The following is a 16,289-nucleotide window of genomic DNA, read 5'->3' on the forward strand; positions in this document are numbered from 1 at the left end:
GTGTTGGTCAGCGGGTCATTGTGCTACGAATCGATGACAGTCGAAAGACCGGTGCGCAGCGCCTCGCCCCAGCCGAGCGCATCGACCACCTGCATGAAATCGCCGTCAGGCGCGGCTTCGATCCGCAGCGCCGCGCCGCTCCACGGGTGCTCGAAAGCGAGCAGGGTGCTCGCAAGCAATAGCCGCGAACTGCCGAAAAGCTGCTGGAACAGCCGGTTGTGGCGGCCCTTGCCGAAAGTGGCGTCGCCGATGATGGGGTGGGCGATGTGCTTCAGGTGGCGCCTGAGCTGATGGCGCCGGCCGGTTTCCGGGTTCAGGGAAACCAGGGCGTAGCGGCTGGTGGGGTAGCGGTCGACCCGGTGGGGCAGTTCGACGGTCGCCAGCGTGTCGAAGCGGGTCAGGGCGGGGCGCGGGTCTTCGAGCGCTCCGCTGGGCCGGTGTTCGGCATCGTCATGCCGCCGGCTCAAGGCGTGGTCGATCAGCCCGCTTGCGGGCGGATGGCCGCGCACCACCGCGAGGTAGCGCTTGGCGACGGTGCGTTCCTCGAAGTGGCCGGCCAGCCGGGTCAGCGTTTCCCGATCGAGCGCGAACAGCAGCACGCCCGAGGTGCCCTTGTCCAGTCTGTGTACCGGGAAGACATGGCGCCCGAGCTGGTCGCGCAGCATCTGCACTGCGAAACGGGTTTCGTGGGCGTCGAGCGCCGAGCGGTGGACCAGCAGGCCGGCCGGCTTGTGGATGGCGACCAGATGGTCGTCCTGGTAGAGAATGGGCAGCATTCGCAGCGTCGGTGAGAGGGGCGCCGAGCCTCGGCGGTGAGCGGTGGCAGCCGGGGGCGCGCATTGCACTTGCATGCGTCGCGCGGCGCCGCTAGAATGCCGTGTTTTCTAAACCTGTACAACGGAAGTAAATCTATGGCCAACTCCGCACAAGCCCGCAAGCGTGCCCGTCAAGCGGTCAAGGCTCGCGCTCACAACGCCAGCCTGCGCTCGCGTTTGCGTACCGCGATCAAGGCCGTTCGCAAGGCCATCGTGGGTGGCGACAAGGCGGCGGCTCAGTCGGTGTTTCGCACCTCGATGAGCACCATCGACAGCATCGCCGACAAGAAGATCATCCACAAGAACAAGGCTGCTCGCCACAAGAGCCGCCTGTCTGCCGCCGTGAAGGCGATGGCCGCCTGAGTCTTTTCGACTCGGTGGTACGAGAACGGCGACCCGCGGGTCGCCGTTCTGTTTTCTGCGTGCCGCGCGCTGCGCGCGGCTTGATCGCGCAGGCCGCTGCGCTCAGGGCGCGGCCTGGTCGTCGTCGATCGGCTCCATCTGCAGATCGTTGTCGTTGGCGAAGTTGATCAGGAACTTGTAGGCCAGCGGCTCGATGTCGTAGAGGCGGGCGTCCACGAGCACCGTCTTGTCGCCTTTGAGGGTGCAGCCGGGGCGCACGTAGGGGGAGTACATCATCCGGTGGTCGGCGCCGAAGGCCGACATGATGCCGCACAGTCGGTCCGCCCAATCGCTGGGGCGGAACTTCTTTCCCTCTCTCGTGACCCCGATGATGACAAAGCTTTCGATCTTCTGATTCATGTGTCACGCCGTTTGGGCTTCGGGAATCGGGGTGTGGCGCCGCGGCCTGCGGGTATGCGGGGGCGCCTCGCAAAGCGGGGCGGATTCTAACAGAAATCGGCGGTTCGCGATGCGGAACGTCCCCGGGATGGCGCTCGGCGCAATATATACAACCCGGTCGGATTCCCTTACCATCCCTCCTTTGCCAATCCCACGGCGGCGTCTGCCGCCGTGTGCGTTTTTGTGGTTCATCCTTATCGGGGATTTCCATGTCGCATCTGATGAATACCTACGCCAGGCAGCCCGTGGCCTTCACCCACGGGGAAGGCGCGTGGATTTACGATGAGACGGGCAAGCGCTATCTGGACGCCTTGGCCGGGATCGCTGTATCGACGCTGGGCCATAACCATCCGCGCCTTGTCCGCACGATTGCCGAGCAGGCGGCGAAGGTGCTGCACACCTCCAACCTGTACCGCATTCCGCTGCAGGAGCAACTCGCCGACCGGCTGGCTGCGCTGTCCGGCATGGACGAGGTCTTCCTGTGCAACTCCGGTTGCGAGGCCAACGAGGCGGCGATCAAGCTGGCCCGCTTCTACGGGCACCAGAAGGGCATCGAACTGCCCACCATCATCGTGATGGAGAACGCCTTCCACGGCCGCACCCTCGCCACCCTGTCCGCTACCGGCAACCGCAAGAGCCAGGCGGGCTTCGAACCGCTGGTCAGCGGTTTCGTGCGCGTGCCCTACAAGGATATCGGCGCGATCCGCGCGATCGCGGAGCACAACCATGGCATCGTCGCCGTGATGCTTGAGATGATCCAGGGCGAAGGCGGCATCAACGTGGCCGACGACCAGTTCCAGCGCGAACTGCGCGAGATCTGCGACCAGAACGGCTGGCTGATGATCTGTGACGAGGTGCAGTGCGGCATCGGCCGTACCGGGCGCTGGTTCGGCTGGCAGCACGCCGGCGTGAAACCGGATGTAATGACGCTGGCCAAGGGGCTGGGTTCGGGTGTGCCGATCGGCGCGTGCCTGACCTCCGGCCGGGCTGCCGGGCTGTTCGGTCCGGGCAACCACGGCTCCACCTTCGGCGGCAATCCGCTGGCCTGCGCGGCCGGGCTGACCACGCTGGAGGTGATCGAAAGCGACGGGCTGATGTCCAATGCGCTGAAGGTCGGCGAGGCGATCCGTGCCGGTATCAGCGAAGCGCTGTCGGATGTTGACGGCGTGGCCGACATCCGCGGCCGCGGGTTGATGATCGGCATCGAGCTCGATCGCCCCTGTGGCGTCCTGGTCGGCAAGGCGCTGGAGGCGGGCCTGCTGATCAACGTGACCGCCGAGCGCGTGGTGCGTCTGCTGCCGCCGCTGACCCTGACCGAAGCGGAAGCGCAGACGCTGGTCGGCAAGCTCGCCCCGCTGATCCGCGACTTCCTGTCGCAATGAGTGAGGCGGCGTACCGATGACGGCACTCAAGCACTATCTTCAGTTCAAGGACTTCACCCGCGAGGAGTACGAGTACCTGTTCGAGCGCACCCGCTGGATCAAGGACAAGTACAAGCGCTACGAGCCCTACCATCCGCTGTTCGACCGTACGCTGGTGATGATCTTCGAGAAGGCCAGCACCCGCACCCGCCTGTCCTTCGAGGCCGGCATGCATCAGCTCGGCGGCTCGGCGATCTACCTCAACACCCGCGATTCGCAACTGGGGCGGGGTGAGCCGGTGGAGGATGCTGCGCAGGTGATCTCGCGTATGAGCGACGTGGTGATGATCCGCACCTTCGAGCAGGACATCATCGAGCGCTTCGCGGCGAACTCGCGCGTGCCGCTGATCAACGGCCTGACCAACGAGTATCACCCCTGCCAGATCCTCGCCGACATCTTCACCTTCATCGAACACCGCGGCTGCATCCAGGGCAAGACCGTGGCCTGGGTGGGCGACTCCAACAACATGTGCAACACCTGGCTGCAGGCGGCTGAGGTGCTGGACTTCAACGTCCACGTGTCCACGCCCCCGGGCTACGAGGTGGAGCCGGAGCGCGCCGGTCTGTATGGCACCGACCACTTCGAGCAGTTCGCCGATCCACTGGAGGCCTGCAAGGGCGCCCACCTGGTCACCACCGACGTGTGGACCTCGATGGGCTTCGAGGCGGAAAACGAAGAGCGCATGAAGGCTTTTGCCGACTGGTGCGTGGACGCCGAGATGATGGCGGTGGCCGACCCGCAGGCGGTCTTCATGCACTGCCTGCCCGCGCATCGCGGCGAAGAGGTGACCGCCGAAGTCATCGACGGCGCTCAGTCCGTTGTATGGGACGAGGCCGAAAACCGACTGCACGTGCAGAAGGCCCTGATGGAGTACCTGGTGCTCGGCAAGGTGGAAACGAAATAACCGGCAGGAGCGGGCTTGCCCGCGATACGGCGTTCGGACCGTTCGACGAATCGCGGGTGAGCCCGCTCCTGCGCGAACATCACGGCGTCCACGGGCGTGGGCGCCGGCAACACAGCAGAAAACAGGAAAGAGCATGAGCGACGTCAAGAAAGTGGTGCTCGCCTACTCAGGCGGGCTGGATACCTCGGTGATCCTCAAGTGGCTGCAGGACACCTACCAGTGCGAGGTGGTGACCTTCACCGCCGACCTCGGCCAGGGCGAGGAGCTCGAACCGGCGCGCACCAAGGCGCTGAAGTTCGGCATCAAGCCGGAGAACATCTTCATCGACGACCTGCGCGAGGAGTTCGTGCGCGACTTCGTCTTCCCGATGTTCCGTGCCAACACCATTTATGAAGGCGAATACCTGCTGGGCACCTCGATCGCTCGCCCGCTGATCGCCAAGCGTCAGATCGAGATCGCGCGCGCCACCGGCGCCGACGCGGTGTCGCACGGCGCCACCGGCAAGGGCAACGACCAGGTGCGCTTCGAACTCGGCTACTACGCGCTGATGCCGGGCGTGAAGGTCATCGCCCCGTGGCGCGAGTGGGACCTGCTGTCGCGCGAGAAGCTGCTCGCGTATGCCGAGAAGGCCGGCATCCCGATCGAGATGAAGCACAAGCAGGGCGGTTCGCCCTACTCGATGGATGCCAACCTGCTGCACATCTCCTTCGAAGGCCGTCACCTGGAGAACCCGGCGGCGGAAGCCGAGGAAGACATGTGGCGCTGGACGGTGTCGCCGGAAGCGGCGCCGGATGCCGCCGAGTATGTCGACCTGGAGTTCGAGAAGGGCGACGTCGTCGCGATCAACGGCACTCGCCTCAACGCCCACGAGGTGCTCGCCAAGCTCAATGAGCTCGGTGGCAAGCACGGCATCGGTCGCCTGGACCTGGTAGAGAACCGCTACGTCGGCATGAAGAGCCGCGGCTGCTACGAGACCCCGGGGGGCACCATCCTGCTCAAGGCCCACCGCGCCATCGAGTCGATCACGCTCGACCGCGAAGTCGCCCACCTCAAGGACGACCTGATGCCGCGCTACGCCAGCATGATCTACAACGGCTACTGGTGGAGCCCGGAGCGCCAGGCCCTCCAGGCGCTGATCGACCACACCCAGCAGACCGTCAACGGCTGGGTGCGCCTCAAGCTCTACAAGGGCAACGTCATCGTCACCGGGCGCGACTCCAAGACCGACTCGCTGTTCGATCCGACCATCGCCACCTTCGAGGACGATGCCGGCGCCTACAACCAGAAGGACGCCCACGGCTTCATCCGCCTGAACGCGCTGCGCATGCGCATCGCCGCCAACGCGAAGGCCAAGCGGGGTTGAGCGGAAGCCGGGAATGGATAACGAAGTCCTGATCTTCGGCCTGACTATCGCGGAGTTCGAAGACATCTCGCTGAAGGTGTGCTTCACCGCGCTGATCATCTACATGCTGTTCATCATCGGCAACCTGGCCAAGGAGTCCAAGGCCGGGAAGTACGGCACGGTGTGGATGTTCGTCGCCTTGGGCCTGGGCTTCGTCGGCTTCGTGGCCAAGGGCCTGATCCAGAAGTTGATGGGTATCGAGTAAGCAGGGGAAGCAATGAGCGTTACCGAGAAGTTCGACGGCGCGGCCGTCACCACCAAGGCCAACGTGTATTTCGACGGCAAGTGCGTCAGTCACGGCATCGTGCTGGCCGACGGTACGAAGAAGTCGGTCGGCGTGATCCTGCCGGCCAGCCTCACCTTCAACACCGGCGCACCGGAGATCATGGAAGGCGTGGCCGGCAGCTGCCGCGTGCGCCTGAAGGGCGAGAGCGAGTGGAAGACCTATGGCGCGGGCGATTCCTTCGACGTGCCGGGCAATTCCAGCTTCGACATCGAAGTGAGCGGCGAGCCCTACCACTACATCTGCCATTTCGGCTGAAACGGAGGAGGGGAGCGCCATGCCGTCTTTCGACATCATGTCCGAGGTCGATGAGGTCGCCCTGCGCAACGCGGTCGACGTGGCCAATCGCAAGATCGGCAACCGCTACGACTTCAAGGGCAGCGACGCGCGCATCGAGCAGGCCGACAAGGTGCTGACCCTGTTCGCCGACAGCGACTTCCAGCTCGAACAGATGACTGCGGTGCTGCTGCCCGAGATGACCGGCAAGAAGGTCGACGTGCGCTGCCTGGACTATGGCGACGTGCAGAAGGTCTCCGGCAACAAGGTCAAGCAGGACGTGAAGGTGCGGGTGGGCGTCGAGCAGGACTTGGCGAAGAAGATCGTCAAGCTGATCAAGGACAGCAAGCTCAAGGTCCAGGCCGCCATCCAGGGTGATGCGGTGCGTGTTTCCGGCGCCAAGCGCGACGTGCTGCAGGACGTGATCGCGCTGGTGCGGAAGGAAATCACCGACTTCCCGCTACAGTACGGCAATTTCCGAGACTGAGCAGAATCCCTTGCAGGAGCGGCCTTGGCCGCGATGCGGCGGTAGTCAACACAACGCTCGCATCGCGGCCAAGGCCGCTCCTACATGGTGACCGGGTAGCGGACTCGCTTACGCCGCCACCAGATGACTGGGCGGGGCGGTCTGCGGAATCGCCTGGCCGAAGTAACCCTCGGTGTGAATCAGTTCGTCCTGCGCGCCGAGCGCCTTGGCGGCCTCGACGCAGGCAGTGACGAACTCCGGGCTGCCGGCGACGAACACGCTGTGCTTGGACAGGTCCGGGAACAGGCCGGGCAGCACCGCCGGGATGCGCCCGTGCAACATGCCCTCGCGGCTTTCGCCGGTCAGTGTCGGCCGGTAGGTGAAGTTGCGGTGGCGGGTCTCCCAGTACTTCATCATGCCGAAGTCGTAGAGATCGGCCTCTTCCCGCGCCGAGAACAGCAGGGTGACCGGCTTGCGGTAGGAGCGCCGCAGCGCTGCCTCGGTGAGCGACAGGATGGGCGCGAGCCCCGAGCCGGCCGCCATGCACAACACCGGCGTATCCACCGAAGGGTCGCCGATGAAGGTGCCATAGGGGCCGGAGATCTTCACCAGGTCGCCGATCTTCAGGGTGTCGTGCACCCAGCGGCTGGTCTGGCCGTCTTCCACACGGGTGATCTGCAGCACGATCTCGCCATCGGGCCGCGGCGCGTTGGCGATCGAGTAGCAGCGTGCCGGGGCGCCGGCGCGCTCGTCGCCCAGGGTGACGTATTGCCCCGGCCAGTAGCGCATCGGCTGGCCGACCGGACGGAAGTGCAGTTCGAGGATGCGCGGGGTGCGCGCGATGCGGTCGGTGAGCACGAAGCGCTGGTCCTCGCGCGGCGGAAAGAGCTTGGGCTTGGCGTCCTCGGTCCCCCATTCGATGACCAGCTCCGGTGACAGGGGCTTGGCCATACACATCAGCCCGTATCCCTGCTTGCGCTCGTCCTGCGAGAGCGCCATGTCCAGCACCATGCCCTGGTCGAACTGGCCGGACAGCACCTTGACCTTGCATTCGCCACAGGCGCCCGCGCGACAGTTGTTGGGCAGCGCGTAGCCGGCTTTCTCCAGCGCGCCGAGCACGGTGTCTCCGGCGGCGCATTCGACCTCGCGGCCGGAGGGGTGGAGGCGGATCTTCTGCATTCTTGTCTCCCGATCGGGGTAGCTGTCGAGGATGTGCAAAGGGCCGCGGGTACATTGCCCGCGGCCCGTCGTCATGCGTGTTGCGACGTTCAGAACACCGGGATGATGTCCTGCATGTCGATGTCGGACACTTCCTGGCCGGTGATGCCCACTTCCGGAATGGCCGGGAAGGGGATGTCGTAGCGGTCGAGCACGCCCTTGAGGTTCAGCATGGCGTTCTTCCAGTTTTCCTTCTTCGCTTCATAGCTCGGCACGCCGAAGCCGGCGCCGCGCGCCACTTCCTCGGCCTCGCGCTGGTTGTCGATGAAGTCGTTCGGCAGGTCCCAGAACTCCATCGGCGGCTCGAACAGCACGGCCGAGAGGAAGAGATAACCGGCGCGGATCTGCTTGGTGACCAGGGCCTTGTCCTCCTGCGGCAGGCGCGGGTAGTCGCGCTCCATCAGCGCCATGCAGATCGCCATGTGGCGGCCTTCGTCGCGGCCGATGTTGCGGAAGGCTTCCTTGAACACCAGTTCGCGCGAGTTGTCGTGCATCTGCTTGAAGATCGTCGCCGCGGCGATCTCGCCCATCAGGAAGGAGCTGAACAGCACCGCCAGCGAATACTTGGGCACCGCCTGCTTGTAGCCGGTCCAGTAGCGCCCGCCGTTGTAGTACAGCCACTTGGCGTTCTTCTGCAGGCGACGGCCGAGTTCGGTCTTGGGTTCGTAGGTCAGCGGGTCCGGGTGCTCCAGGAACTTGGTGACCGCCAGGCCGCACATCTGCTCGTGGTTCTGCTCGTCGCGGGTCACCGAGAAGAAGCAGCGGCGCACCGGATCTTCTTCATGCACTTCATAGGTCTTGATAAAGGCTTCGGCAAACACCGGGGGGGCGGAGGCGTCGAATACCGACAGCAGCGTCCACCAGTAGGCGATCGCCTCGCGCTCCTCCCAGGAGTAGGACTCGACGTCCAGGGTGTCCCAGGGCAGCTTCTTGGGGTCCCAGTTCTCGCGCTGGGCAGCGTCCCAGACTTCCTCCATCTTCGCGGTCTGGGCGTGCCAGCTCAGCGGGTAGACGTTGGGTTGCTGGGTCTCGGGTGGAAACTCCATCTGTTGTGCGAGCTTCTCGTTGCGGGCCATTCGTGTCTCCTCATTCTCTTGTGGATAGCGGCCGACCGCCGCTTGAAGCGAAAGATGAGGCCAAAGAGCCGGCGAAAAGTTGACCTAGATCAATAAAACACAAAATTGATCGACCGGTCGGTCAGCGAAAGAAAGGGGCTCGTTCAGCGTGATGGCATCAGCGAGGCAGCGATGAACTGACCCGCAGTTGTGGTATCGTCGCCAACACAGCCGCAGCGCGGGCTGTCCGCCTGATTTCACCCTGACGATCCCGAATGACGCTCTTCTCGCTGATCATCGCCCTGCTCATCGAGCAGGTGCGTCCCTTGCCTGCGCAGCAGGTCGTGGCAGGACCCCTGGGCCGTCTCTCAACCCTGCTTGTGGAACGCTTCAACGACGGGCGCGCGCGCAACGGCCAGGTGGCGTGGCTGCTGGTGGTGATCCCGGCCACTGCGGTAGCGGGGCTGGCCTTCTACCTCCTGTGGCAGCTTCATCCGCTGCTCGCCTTCCTGTTCAACGTCGCGGTCCTCTACGTGACCATGGGTTTCCGCCAGGAAAGCCATTTCTTTACCGACATTCACCTGGCCCTGCGCATGGGCGAACTCGATCGCGCCCGCAGCCTGCTGGGCGAATGGCGTGGCGGGCAGTATCGCGAGGCCAGCTCCAGCGAGGTGGCCCGCCTGGCCATCGAGCAGGCGCTGGTGTCGGCACACCGTAACGTTTTCGGCGTAGTGTTCTGGTTCATCGTGCTGCCGGGTCCGTGTGGGGCGGTGTTCTACCGCCTGACCCGCTATTTCGCCGAGGACTGGGGCACGCGGCGCGATGCCGAGTTCGGCGACTTCGGCCAGTTCGCCCGCAAGGCCTTCGAGGTCATCGACTTCGTGCCGGTGCGCCTCACCGCCGCGTCCTTCTCGGTCATGGGCGACTTCGAGGACGCCGTGTTCTGCTGGCGTACCCAGGCCATCCTGTGGCCGGACAGGGCGTCCGGTATACTGCTGGCCAGCGGTGCAGGCGCCATGGGCGTGCGCCTCGGCATGCCGGTTCATGAATCGGGCGAGATCCTCGAGCGCCCGGAAGTGGGGGTCGGCGAAGAAGCCGATGCCGATTACATGCAGAGTACGGTCGGCCTGGTGTGGCGCGCGCTGTTGCTCTGCCTGGTGTTGCTGGCCCTGGTCGGAATTGCCGGCTGGGTCGGTGCTTGATTGACGTGGAGGGAGTATCAGATGGCAAATCGTGAAGTTGTGGTGCTGAGCGCAGTGCGCTCGGCAATCGGTGCCTTCGGGGGTTCGCTGAGCAGCATCGAGCCCGCGGAACTCGCCGGCACCGTGATGCGTGAGGCGGTTTCCCGCTCCGGCGTCGATCCCCAGCAGATCAACTATGTGACGGTGGGCAACTGCATTCCCACCGACTCGCGTTACGCCTACGTGCCGCGCGTGGCCTCCATCCAGGCCGGCCTGCCGATGGATTCGGTGGCGATGCAGGTCAACCGCCTGTGCTCTTCCGGCCTGCAGGGCATCGTGTCCACCGCCCAGGCGATCATGCTGGGCGATTGCGACTACGGTATCGGCGGCGGCGTGGAAGTCATGTCGCGCGGCGGCTACATGATGCCGGCGCTGCGCTCCGGCGCGCGCATGGGCGACACCAAGGCCATCGACATGATGGTCGCGGTGCTGACCGACCCGTTCGGCGTCGGCCACATGGGCATCACCGCCGAGAACCTGGCCACCAAATGGGGCATCAGCCGCGAGGAGCAGGACGCCTTCGCGCTTGAGTCGCAGAATCGTGCGGCCAAGGCCATCGCCGAGGGCTACTTCAAGTCGCAGATCGTGCCCATCGTCCAGCAGACCCGCAAGGGCGAGACGGTGTTCGACACCGACGAGCACCCGCGCATGACCACGCTGGAAGCGCTGGCCAAGATGAAGCCCGCCTTCAAGAAGGACGGCAGCGTGACCGCCGGCAACGCCTCCGGCATCAACGACGGTGCGGCCTTCTTCGTGCTGGCCGATGCCGCGGTGGCGGCCAGTGCCGGTTACAAGCCGATGGCCCGCCTGGTGTCCTACGCGGTCGCCGGCGTGCCCAACGACGTGATGGGCGAAGGCCCGATCCCGGCCTCCAAGCTGGCGCTCAAGCGCGCCGGCCTGAGCCTGGACCAGATGGACGTCATCGAGTCCAACGAAGCCTTCGCCGCCCAGGCGCTGGCCGTGGCCAAGGGCCTGGAGCTGGATCTGGCCAAGACCAACCCGAACGGCGGCGCGATCGCGCTGGGCCACCCAGTGGGCTGCTCCGGCGCCTTCATCGCCACCAAGGCGGTGTACGAGCTGCAACGCACCAACGGCCGCTATGCGCTGGTCACCATGTGCATCGGCGGCGGTCAGGGCATCGCGGCGATCTTCGAGCGCATCTGATCGCGCCGCAAGCCGCAGTACGAAAAACCCGCTTCGGCGGGTTTTTTTTTCGCCTGTCGCCGCCGCTCCGGCGCCGCATGCACCATCGTTACAGCCGGCCTTGGCAGGCATGCACCGATACGGTGCGCAAGGGCGTCCAAAGCGGCTGCGGAGGGGGTGGAAATGCCTCTGAACGCTGGCACGTTTCTAGCTGTCACAAAGGCATTCCTTCCTTCTTCGACCAGGCAGGCCCAGTGTCATGACGATCAATAATTTCTACAACGAGATGACCGACGAGGCGGGGCGCGTGCGACCGCACTATGCGGCCTACGCCAGCTGGCTGTCGGAGATGCCCGAGGAGCGCCTGGCGCAGAAGCGCGCCGAGGCCGATGCGCTTTTCCACCGCCATGGCATCACCTTCGCGGTGTATGGCGAGAAGGACGCAGGCACCGAGCGGCTGATTCCCTTCGACATCATCCCGCGCATCATTCCGGCCGACGAATGGCAGATGCTCGCCGCCGGGCTGCGCCAGCGGGTGAAGGCGCTGAACCTCTTCATCCGCGATATCTACCACGACCAGGACATCCTCAAGGCCGGGCGCATTCCGGCCGAGCAGGTGCTCAACAACGCGCAGTACCGCAAGGTGATGCAGGGTGTGGACGTGCCGGGCGACATCTACGCCCACATCGCCGGGGTGGATATCGTGCGCGCCGGCAAGGGCGAGTACTACGTGCTGGAAGACAACCTGCGGGTGCCCTCCGGGGTGTCCTACATGCTGGAGAACCGCAAGATGATGATGCGGCTCTTTCCGCGGCTGTTCTCGCGCTACCGGGTGGCGCCGGTGGACCGCTACCCGGACATGTTGCTCAACACGCTGCGCAGCGTGGCGCCCACCGGGGTGACCGACCCCACCGTGGTGGTGATGACGCCGGGCGCCTACAACAGTGCCTACTTCGAGCACGCCTTCCTCGCCCAGCAGATGGGCGTCGAGCTGGTCGAAGGGCAGGACATGTTCGTGCAGGACGACCAGGTCTTCATGCGCACCACGCGCGGCCCGCAGCGGGTGGATGTGATCTACCGCCGGGTGGACGACGACTTCCTCGACCCGCTCGCCTTCCGGCCGGATTCGGTGCTGGGCGTACCGGGGCTGCTGCAGGCCTACCGGGCCGGCCGGGTGACCCTGTCGAACGCGATCGGCAGCGGGGTGGCCGACGACAAGTCGATCTACCCCTACGTGCCCGAGATGGTGCGCTTCTATCTGGACGAGGAGCCCATCCTGCACAACGTACCCACCTACATGTGCCGCAAGCCGGACGACCTGCGCTACGTGCTCGACAAGCTCCCCGAACTGGTGGTGAAGGAGGTCCATGGTGCCGGCGGCTACGGCATGCTGGTCGGCCCCGCCGCGACCAAGGCCGAGATCGAGGCCTTCCGCGAGATCCTCGTCAAGCATCCGGAACGCTACATCGCCCAACCCACCCTGGCGCTGTCCGCCTGCCCGACCTTCGTCGATGCCGGCATCGCGCCGCGCCACATCGACCTGAGGCCCTTCGTGCTGTCGGGCGAGGAGGTGCAGCTGATCCCCGGCGGGCTGACCCGGGTGGCGCTGCGCGAGGGCTCCCTGGTGGTGAACTCCTCGCAGGGCGGCGGCACCAAGGACACCTGGGTGCTGGAAGCCTGAACGCGGTACACGAGAGAACGAAGGGAGAACCGAAATGCTGAGCCGTACCGCCGACCACCTCTACTGGATGGCCCGCTACATGGAGCGCGCCGAGAACATCGCGCGCATCCTGGATGTGAACCACCGCATGTCGATGATGCCGCAGTCCGCGGTGCAGGAAGAGCAGGCTTGGGGCGCCACGCTGCGCATCATGGGGCTGGAGGGCGCCTTCCACCAGCGCTATGCGGAGATCAGCCCGGATTCGGTGCTGGAGTTCATGGTCTTCGACGCCGAGAACCCCTCCAGCGTGCGCAACTGCCTGCGCGCCGCGCGCGAGAACGCCCACGCGGTGCGCGGCACGCTGACCTCCGAACTGTGGGAGACCACCAACGGCACCTGGCTGAAGATGCGCGATTTCACCCCGGAGATGCTGGCCGACGCCGGGGCGGGCGAATTCTTCGAATGGGTGAAGTACCGCTCGCACCTGTCGCGCGGGGTGACCATCGGCACCATGCTGCAGGACGAGTCGCTGCGCTTCATCCGCATCGGCACCTTCCTGGAGCGCGCCGACAACACTGCCCGCATCCTCGACGTGAAATACCAGCTGCTGCTGCCGGCCGGCGAGGTCGAGGGCGGTGCGGCCGACTACCACCAGTGGAGCGCGCTGCTGCGCTCGGTGTCGGCCTTCGAGGTGTATCGCAAGGTCTACCGCGACCTGATCACCCCCTCGCGGGTGGCCGAACTGCTCTTGCTGCGGGTCGACATGCCGCGCTCGATCGCGCGCTGCATGAAGGAGGTCTACGCCAACCTGCGCGAAGTGGCCAACGACCAGTCGGCGGAGACCGAGCGCCGTGCCGGCGAGATGGAGGCCCAGTTGCGCTTCGGCCGCATCGAGGACATCGTGCGCGACGGCCTGCACAACTACGTGGTGCGCCTGCTCGGTCGTGTGCAGGACCTGGGTAACCGGATCGCCGACGACTTCCTGGTGCCGGTTTCCTGAACGCTTCCGCGGCCTTACCAGCCGGGGTTGAGCCGTTTTGCCTCGGCAATCTCGGTGCGGATGGCGCGGTAGTGCTCGAAGCGTCGCGGGTGGATGACGCCCGCGGCCAGCGCCCCCCGCAGGGCACAGCCCGGCTCGGCGTCGTGCCGGCAGTCGCGGAAGCGGCATTGGCCGAGGTAGGGGCGGAATTCCACGAAGCACTCGGCCAGATGGTCCGGGTCGAGATGGGCCAGCCCGAAGGCCTGCAGGCCGGGGCTGTCGATCAGCCAGCCGTCTCCGGGCAGCGGGTAGAGGCGGGCGAAGGTGGTGGTGTGCTTGCCGGTGTCGAGCGCGGTTGATATCTCGCGGGTGGCGGCGTTGGCTTCCGGGATCAGCGCGTTGGTGAGAGTGGACTTGCCCATGCCGGACTGGCCCACCAGGATGCTGCGTTCGCCCTGCAGGTAGGCGCCCAGCGCGTCGGCGCCGTCCAGCGCCGAGAGTTCGACGACCCGGTAGCCCAGCGCGGTGAACATGGCTAGCGACTCGCGCGCGGCCGGCAGCCGCTCGGCCAGATCGGCCTTGTTGAGCACGATCAGTGCCTTCAGGTCCTGCGATTCGGCCGCGCACACGCAGCGCGACACCAGCAGGTCCGAGAACGCCGGTTCGGTGGCCACCACGATCACCACCTGGCTGAGATTGGCGGCGATCAGCTTTTCGCGGAAGGCGTCCGAGCGCCACAGCAGGTTGCGGCGCGGATGCAGGTGCTCGATGGCGCCCTGGCCGTCGCCGCGCGGGGCGATGTCCACCTCGTCGCCACAGGCGAACACGCTCTTCTTGCCGCGCGGATAGCCCTGCAGGCAGCCGCTGTCGGTGATCACTTCGTAGTGGCGGCCGAAGGCCGCGGTGACAAGGCCGTGCAGCGGTTTGCCGGCGTGGGCGGAGCGACTCACTTGAACTTGTAGTAGTGGGTGTTGAGGTAGCCGGCGATGTTCAGTTCATCTTCCGGGAACAGCGCGAGGTTGAGCTGGGTGGTGCAGGCGGTGATCTGCTGCGCCAGCCCGTCGGCGGTGGTGATGCGGCGCTCGAAGCGGGTGTAGATGTCGGAGCCGTCATCGCCGCCGAACTGGCGCGCATGACAGGCCACGCAGTTTTCCGCGTGCAGCTCGCGGCCGGCCTGCAGGTCGGCGCCGGGGAAGGGGTCGGCCAGGGCCGGTGCGGCGTGCAGCACGGCGAGGGCGCCAAGTGGCATCAGCAGCTTCTTCATCGCAGCCTCCTAGGTCTGTGATTGCAGCCGGGCCACGCGGATGGCGGCCGGCGGATGTGAGTCGAAGAAACGCGAATACAGCGGGTCCGGTGTGAGCGTGGCGGCATTGTCGCGGTAGAGCTTGACCAGCGCGCTGACCAGGTCGCCGGCGCGGGTCTGCCGCGCCGCATAGCGGTCGGCTTCGAACTCGTGGGCGCGCGACCAGTAGCTCATCAGCGGCGCGAACGGGAAGGTGAAGGCTGGCAGCACCAGCGAGAACAACGCCAGCGCCATGGCGGTGCCGGTGCCGCTCACGCCGAGTCCGGCATAGAACCAGGGCTGCTCGATCAGCATGCCGAGCAGGGCGAGCACCGCCAGGCTGCCGCCGCCCATCACCGCAATGCGCTTCAGCACGTGGCGATGGTGGAAGTGGCCGAGTTCATGGGCCAGCACCGCTTCGACTTCCTGCGGCGCGAGCTTGTCGAGCAGGGTGTCGAAGAACACGATGCGCTTGGCCGCGCCGAAGCCGGTGAAATAGGCGTTGCCGTGCGCGGAGCGGCGCGAACCGTCCATCACGTACAGCCCGCGCGAGCGGAAGCCGCAGCGCTCGAGCAGGCCTTCGACGCGGGCGCGCAGGGCCTCGTCCGCCAGCGGGGTGAACTTGTTGAACAGCGGCGCGATGAAGGTCGGCCAGATCAGCAGTGCGAGCAGGTTCACGCCGAACCAGAAGGCCCACACCCACAGCCACCAGCGCTCGCCCATGGCCCCCATCAGCCACAGCACCGCGGCCAGGATGGGCAGGCCGAGCACCACCGCGAGCAGGATCTCGCGCGCGGTGTCGGCGGCGAACAGCGCAGGGGTCATGCGGTTGAAGCCGAAGCGCTTCTCGATGCCGAAGATGCGCGTCAGCGCGAAGGGCAGGTCGATCAGCCAGCTGAGCACGCCCAGCGTGGCGAGCAGGGCGATGCCGTGCGCCAGCGTGCCGGGCGCGAAGTAGGCCTGCCAGGCGTCGGAGACGGCCTGCAGGCCGCCGCCCAGGGTCAGCCCGAGCACGAAGAGCAGCGACACCGCGAGCTCGGCGAGCCCCAGGCGCATGCGCGCCCCGGTGTAATCGGCGGCCTTCTGGTGCGAACTCAGGTTGATCGAATCGGCGAACGCCGCCGGCACGGCGTCGCGCCGCGCCCGCACATGACGCATCTGGCGCAGCATCAGCACCGCCTTGAGCAGGGCGCCGGCCAGCAGGACGAGGACGAAGAGCAGGGAAAAGGCTGAAGCCGTCATGGGGAATCGTGTCGGGGCAGGAAAGGCGGCGCAGCAAGGGCGAGGCGCGCTGCATTCTGTGACACAATCGGCGCCTCGATTGTTTCGCTTATGGCCGAAGG

Annotated in this window: 18 protein-coding genes; 11 read left to right on the forward strand and 7 right to left on the reverse strand. The window is 65.9% G+C overall.

The features are described 5' to 3' along the window. Nucleotides 1-23: 23 nt before the first annotated feature. Nucleotides 24-776: a pseudouridine synthase gene (locus IAI53_RS05125; protein ID WP_187717047.1), complete on the reverse strand. Its 753-nt coding sequence runs from the start codon at nucleotides 774-776 to the stop codon at nucleotides 24-26. A 135-nt stretch (nucleotides 777-911) separates the two neighbouring features. Here IAI53_RS05125 and rpsT point away from each other — a divergent pair, with 135 nt between their 5' ends. Further along, entirely contained in the window at nucleotides 912-1,178 is a 267-nt protein-coding gene (gene rpsT, locus IAI53_RS05130) for a 30S ribosomal protein S20 (protein WP_187717048.1), read from the forward strand. Nucleotides 1,179-1,280: 102 nt separating this feature from the next. Here rpsT and IAI53_RS05135 read toward each other — a convergent pair whose 3' ends face one another. Further along, nucleotides 1,281-1,577, reverse strand: a complete 297-nt coding sequence (locus tag IAI53_RS05135) for a DUF3579 domain-containing protein (RefSeq protein WP_187717049.1) — start codon at nucleotides 1,575-1,577, stop codon at nucleotides 1,281-1,283. A gap of 248 nt (nucleotides 1,578-1,825) precedes the next feature. On the opposite strand from IAI53_RS05135, the gene IAI53_RS05140 reads away from it, so the two are divergent. From IAI53_RS05140 to IAI53_RS05165, 6 genes are all read left to right on the forward strand, one after another. Then, nucleotides 1,826-2,998 (forward strand): aspartate aminotransferase family protein, encoded by a 1,173-nt coding sequence (locus IAI53_RS05140; RefSeq protein WP_187717050.1) that lies wholly within the window; start codon nucleotides 1,826-1,828, stop codon nucleotides 2,996-2,998. A 16-nt stretch (nucleotides 2,999-3,014) separates the two neighbouring features. Beyond that, nucleotides 3,015-3,941, forward strand: coding sequence for an ornithine carbamoyltransferase (gene argF / locus IAI53_RS05145; protein ID WP_187717051.1), 927 nt, complete (start codon nucleotides 3,015-3,017; stop codon nucleotides 3,939-3,941). A 133-nt stretch (nucleotides 3,942-4,074) separates the two neighbouring features. Beyond that, nucleotides 4,075-5,304: an argininosuccinate synthase gene (locus IAI53_RS05150; protein WP_187717052.1), complete on the forward strand. Its 1,230-nt coding sequence runs from the start codon at nucleotides 4,075-4,077 to the stop codon at nucleotides 5,302-5,304. 13 nt (nucleotides 5,305-5,317) lie between these two features. Continuing rightward, nucleotides 5,318-5,548, forward strand: coding sequence for a DUF2788 domain-containing protein (locus tag IAI53_RS05155; protein ID WP_187717053.1), 231 nt, complete (start codon nucleotides 5,318-5,320; stop codon nucleotides 5,546-5,548). A gap of 12 nt (nucleotides 5,549-5,560) precedes the next feature. Continuing rightward, complete coding sequence (ppnP, locus tag IAI53_RS05160) at nucleotides 5,561-5,884, forward strand: pyrimidine/purine nucleoside phosphorylase (protein WP_187717054.1); 324 nt, start codon at nucleotides 5,561-5,563, stop codon at nucleotides 5,882-5,884. A gap of 19 nt (nucleotides 5,885-5,903) precedes the next feature. Beyond that, on the forward strand, nucleotides 5,904-6,389 hold the full coding sequence (locus tag IAI53_RS05165; RefSeq protein ID WP_187717055.1) for a YajQ family cyclic di-GMP-binding protein: 486 nt from the start codon (nucleotides 5,904-5,906) through the stop codon (nucleotides 6,387-6,389). A 108-nt stretch (nucleotides 6,390-6,497) separates the two neighbouring features. On the opposite strand, the gene IAI53_RS05170 is transcribed toward IAI53_RS05165, so the two are convergent. Further along, nucleotides 6,498-7,547: a 2Fe-2S iron-sulfur cluster-binding protein gene (locus IAI53_RS05170; RefSeq protein ID WP_187717056.1), complete on the reverse strand. Its 1,050-nt coding sequence runs from the start codon at nucleotides 7,545-7,547 to the stop codon at nucleotides 6,498-6,500. Nucleotides 7,548-7,636: 89 nt separating this feature from the next. Then, entirely contained in the window at nucleotides 7,637-8,662 is a 1,026-nt protein-coding gene (locus IAI53_RS05175; RefSeq protein ID WP_187717057.1) for a diiron oxygenase, read from the reverse strand. Between the two features lie 254 nt (nucleotides 8,663-8,916). Here IAI53_RS05175 and IAI53_RS05180 point away from each other — a divergent pair, with 254 nt between their 5' ends. From IAI53_RS05180 to IAI53_RS05195, 4 genes are all read left to right on the forward strand, one after another. Then, nucleotides 8,917-9,843, forward strand: coding sequence for a CobD/CbiB family protein (locus IAI53_RS05180; protein ID WP_187717058.1), 927 nt, complete (start codon nucleotides 8,917-8,919; stop codon nucleotides 9,841-9,843). A gap of 21 nt (nucleotides 9,844-9,864) precedes the next feature. Next, nucleotides 9,865-11,046, forward strand: coding sequence for an acetyl-CoA C-acyltransferase family protein (locus IAI53_RS05185; RefSeq protein ID WP_187717059.1), 1,182 nt, complete (start codon nucleotides 9,865-9,867; stop codon nucleotides 11,044-11,046). A gap of 238 nt (nucleotides 11,047-11,284) precedes the next feature. Next, on the forward strand, nucleotides 11,285-12,706 hold the full coding sequence (locus tag IAI53_RS05190; protein WP_187717060.1) for a circularly permuted type 2 ATP-grasp protein: 1,422 nt from the start codon (nucleotides 11,285-11,287) through the stop codon (nucleotides 12,704-12,706). Between the two features lie 34 nt (nucleotides 12,707-12,740). Then, on the forward strand, nucleotides 12,741-13,685 hold the full coding sequence (locus IAI53_RS05195; protein WP_187717061.1) for an alpha-E domain-containing protein: 945 nt from the start codon (nucleotides 12,741-12,743) through the stop codon (nucleotides 13,683-13,685). 14 nt (nucleotides 13,686-13,699) lie between these two features. Here IAI53_RS05195 and rsgA read toward each other — a convergent pair whose 3' ends face one another. Genes rsgA through IAI53_RS05210 form a run of 3 tightly spaced genes read right to left on the reverse strand, consistent with a single transcriptional unit; the run spans nucleotide 13,700 to nucleotide 16,188 of the window. Beyond that, complete coding sequence (rsgA, locus tag IAI53_RS05200) at nucleotides 13,700-14,614, reverse strand: ribosome small subunit-dependent GTPase A (RefSeq protein WP_432813913.1); 915 nt, start codon at nucleotides 14,612-14,614, stop codon at nucleotides 13,700-13,702. Further along, nucleotides 14,611-14,928 (reverse strand): cytochrome c, encoded by a 318-nt coding sequence (locus IAI53_RS05205; protein WP_187717062.1) that lies wholly within the window; start codon nucleotides 14,926-14,928, stop codon nucleotides 14,611-14,613. The genes rsgA and IAI53_RS05205 overlap by 4 nt, the downstream gene beginning before the upstream one ends. Nucleotides 14,929-14,937: 9 nt before the next feature. Next, the gene (locus IAI53_RS05210; RefSeq protein ID WP_187717063.1) at nucleotides 14,938-16,188 is read right to left on the reverse strand and encodes a M48 family metallopeptidase; all 1,251 of its coding nucleotides are present in this window, start codon (nucleotides 16,186-16,188) and stop codon (nucleotides 14,938-14,940) included. Between the last annotated feature and the right edge of the window lie 101 nt (nucleotides 16,189-16,289).

Origin of the sequence: Thauera sedimentorum (assembly GCF_014489115.1) — a bacterium.
Classification (GTDB): Bacteria; Pseudomonadota; Gammaproteobacteria; order Burkholderiales; family Rhodocyclaceae; genus Pseudothauera; species Pseudothauera sedimentorum.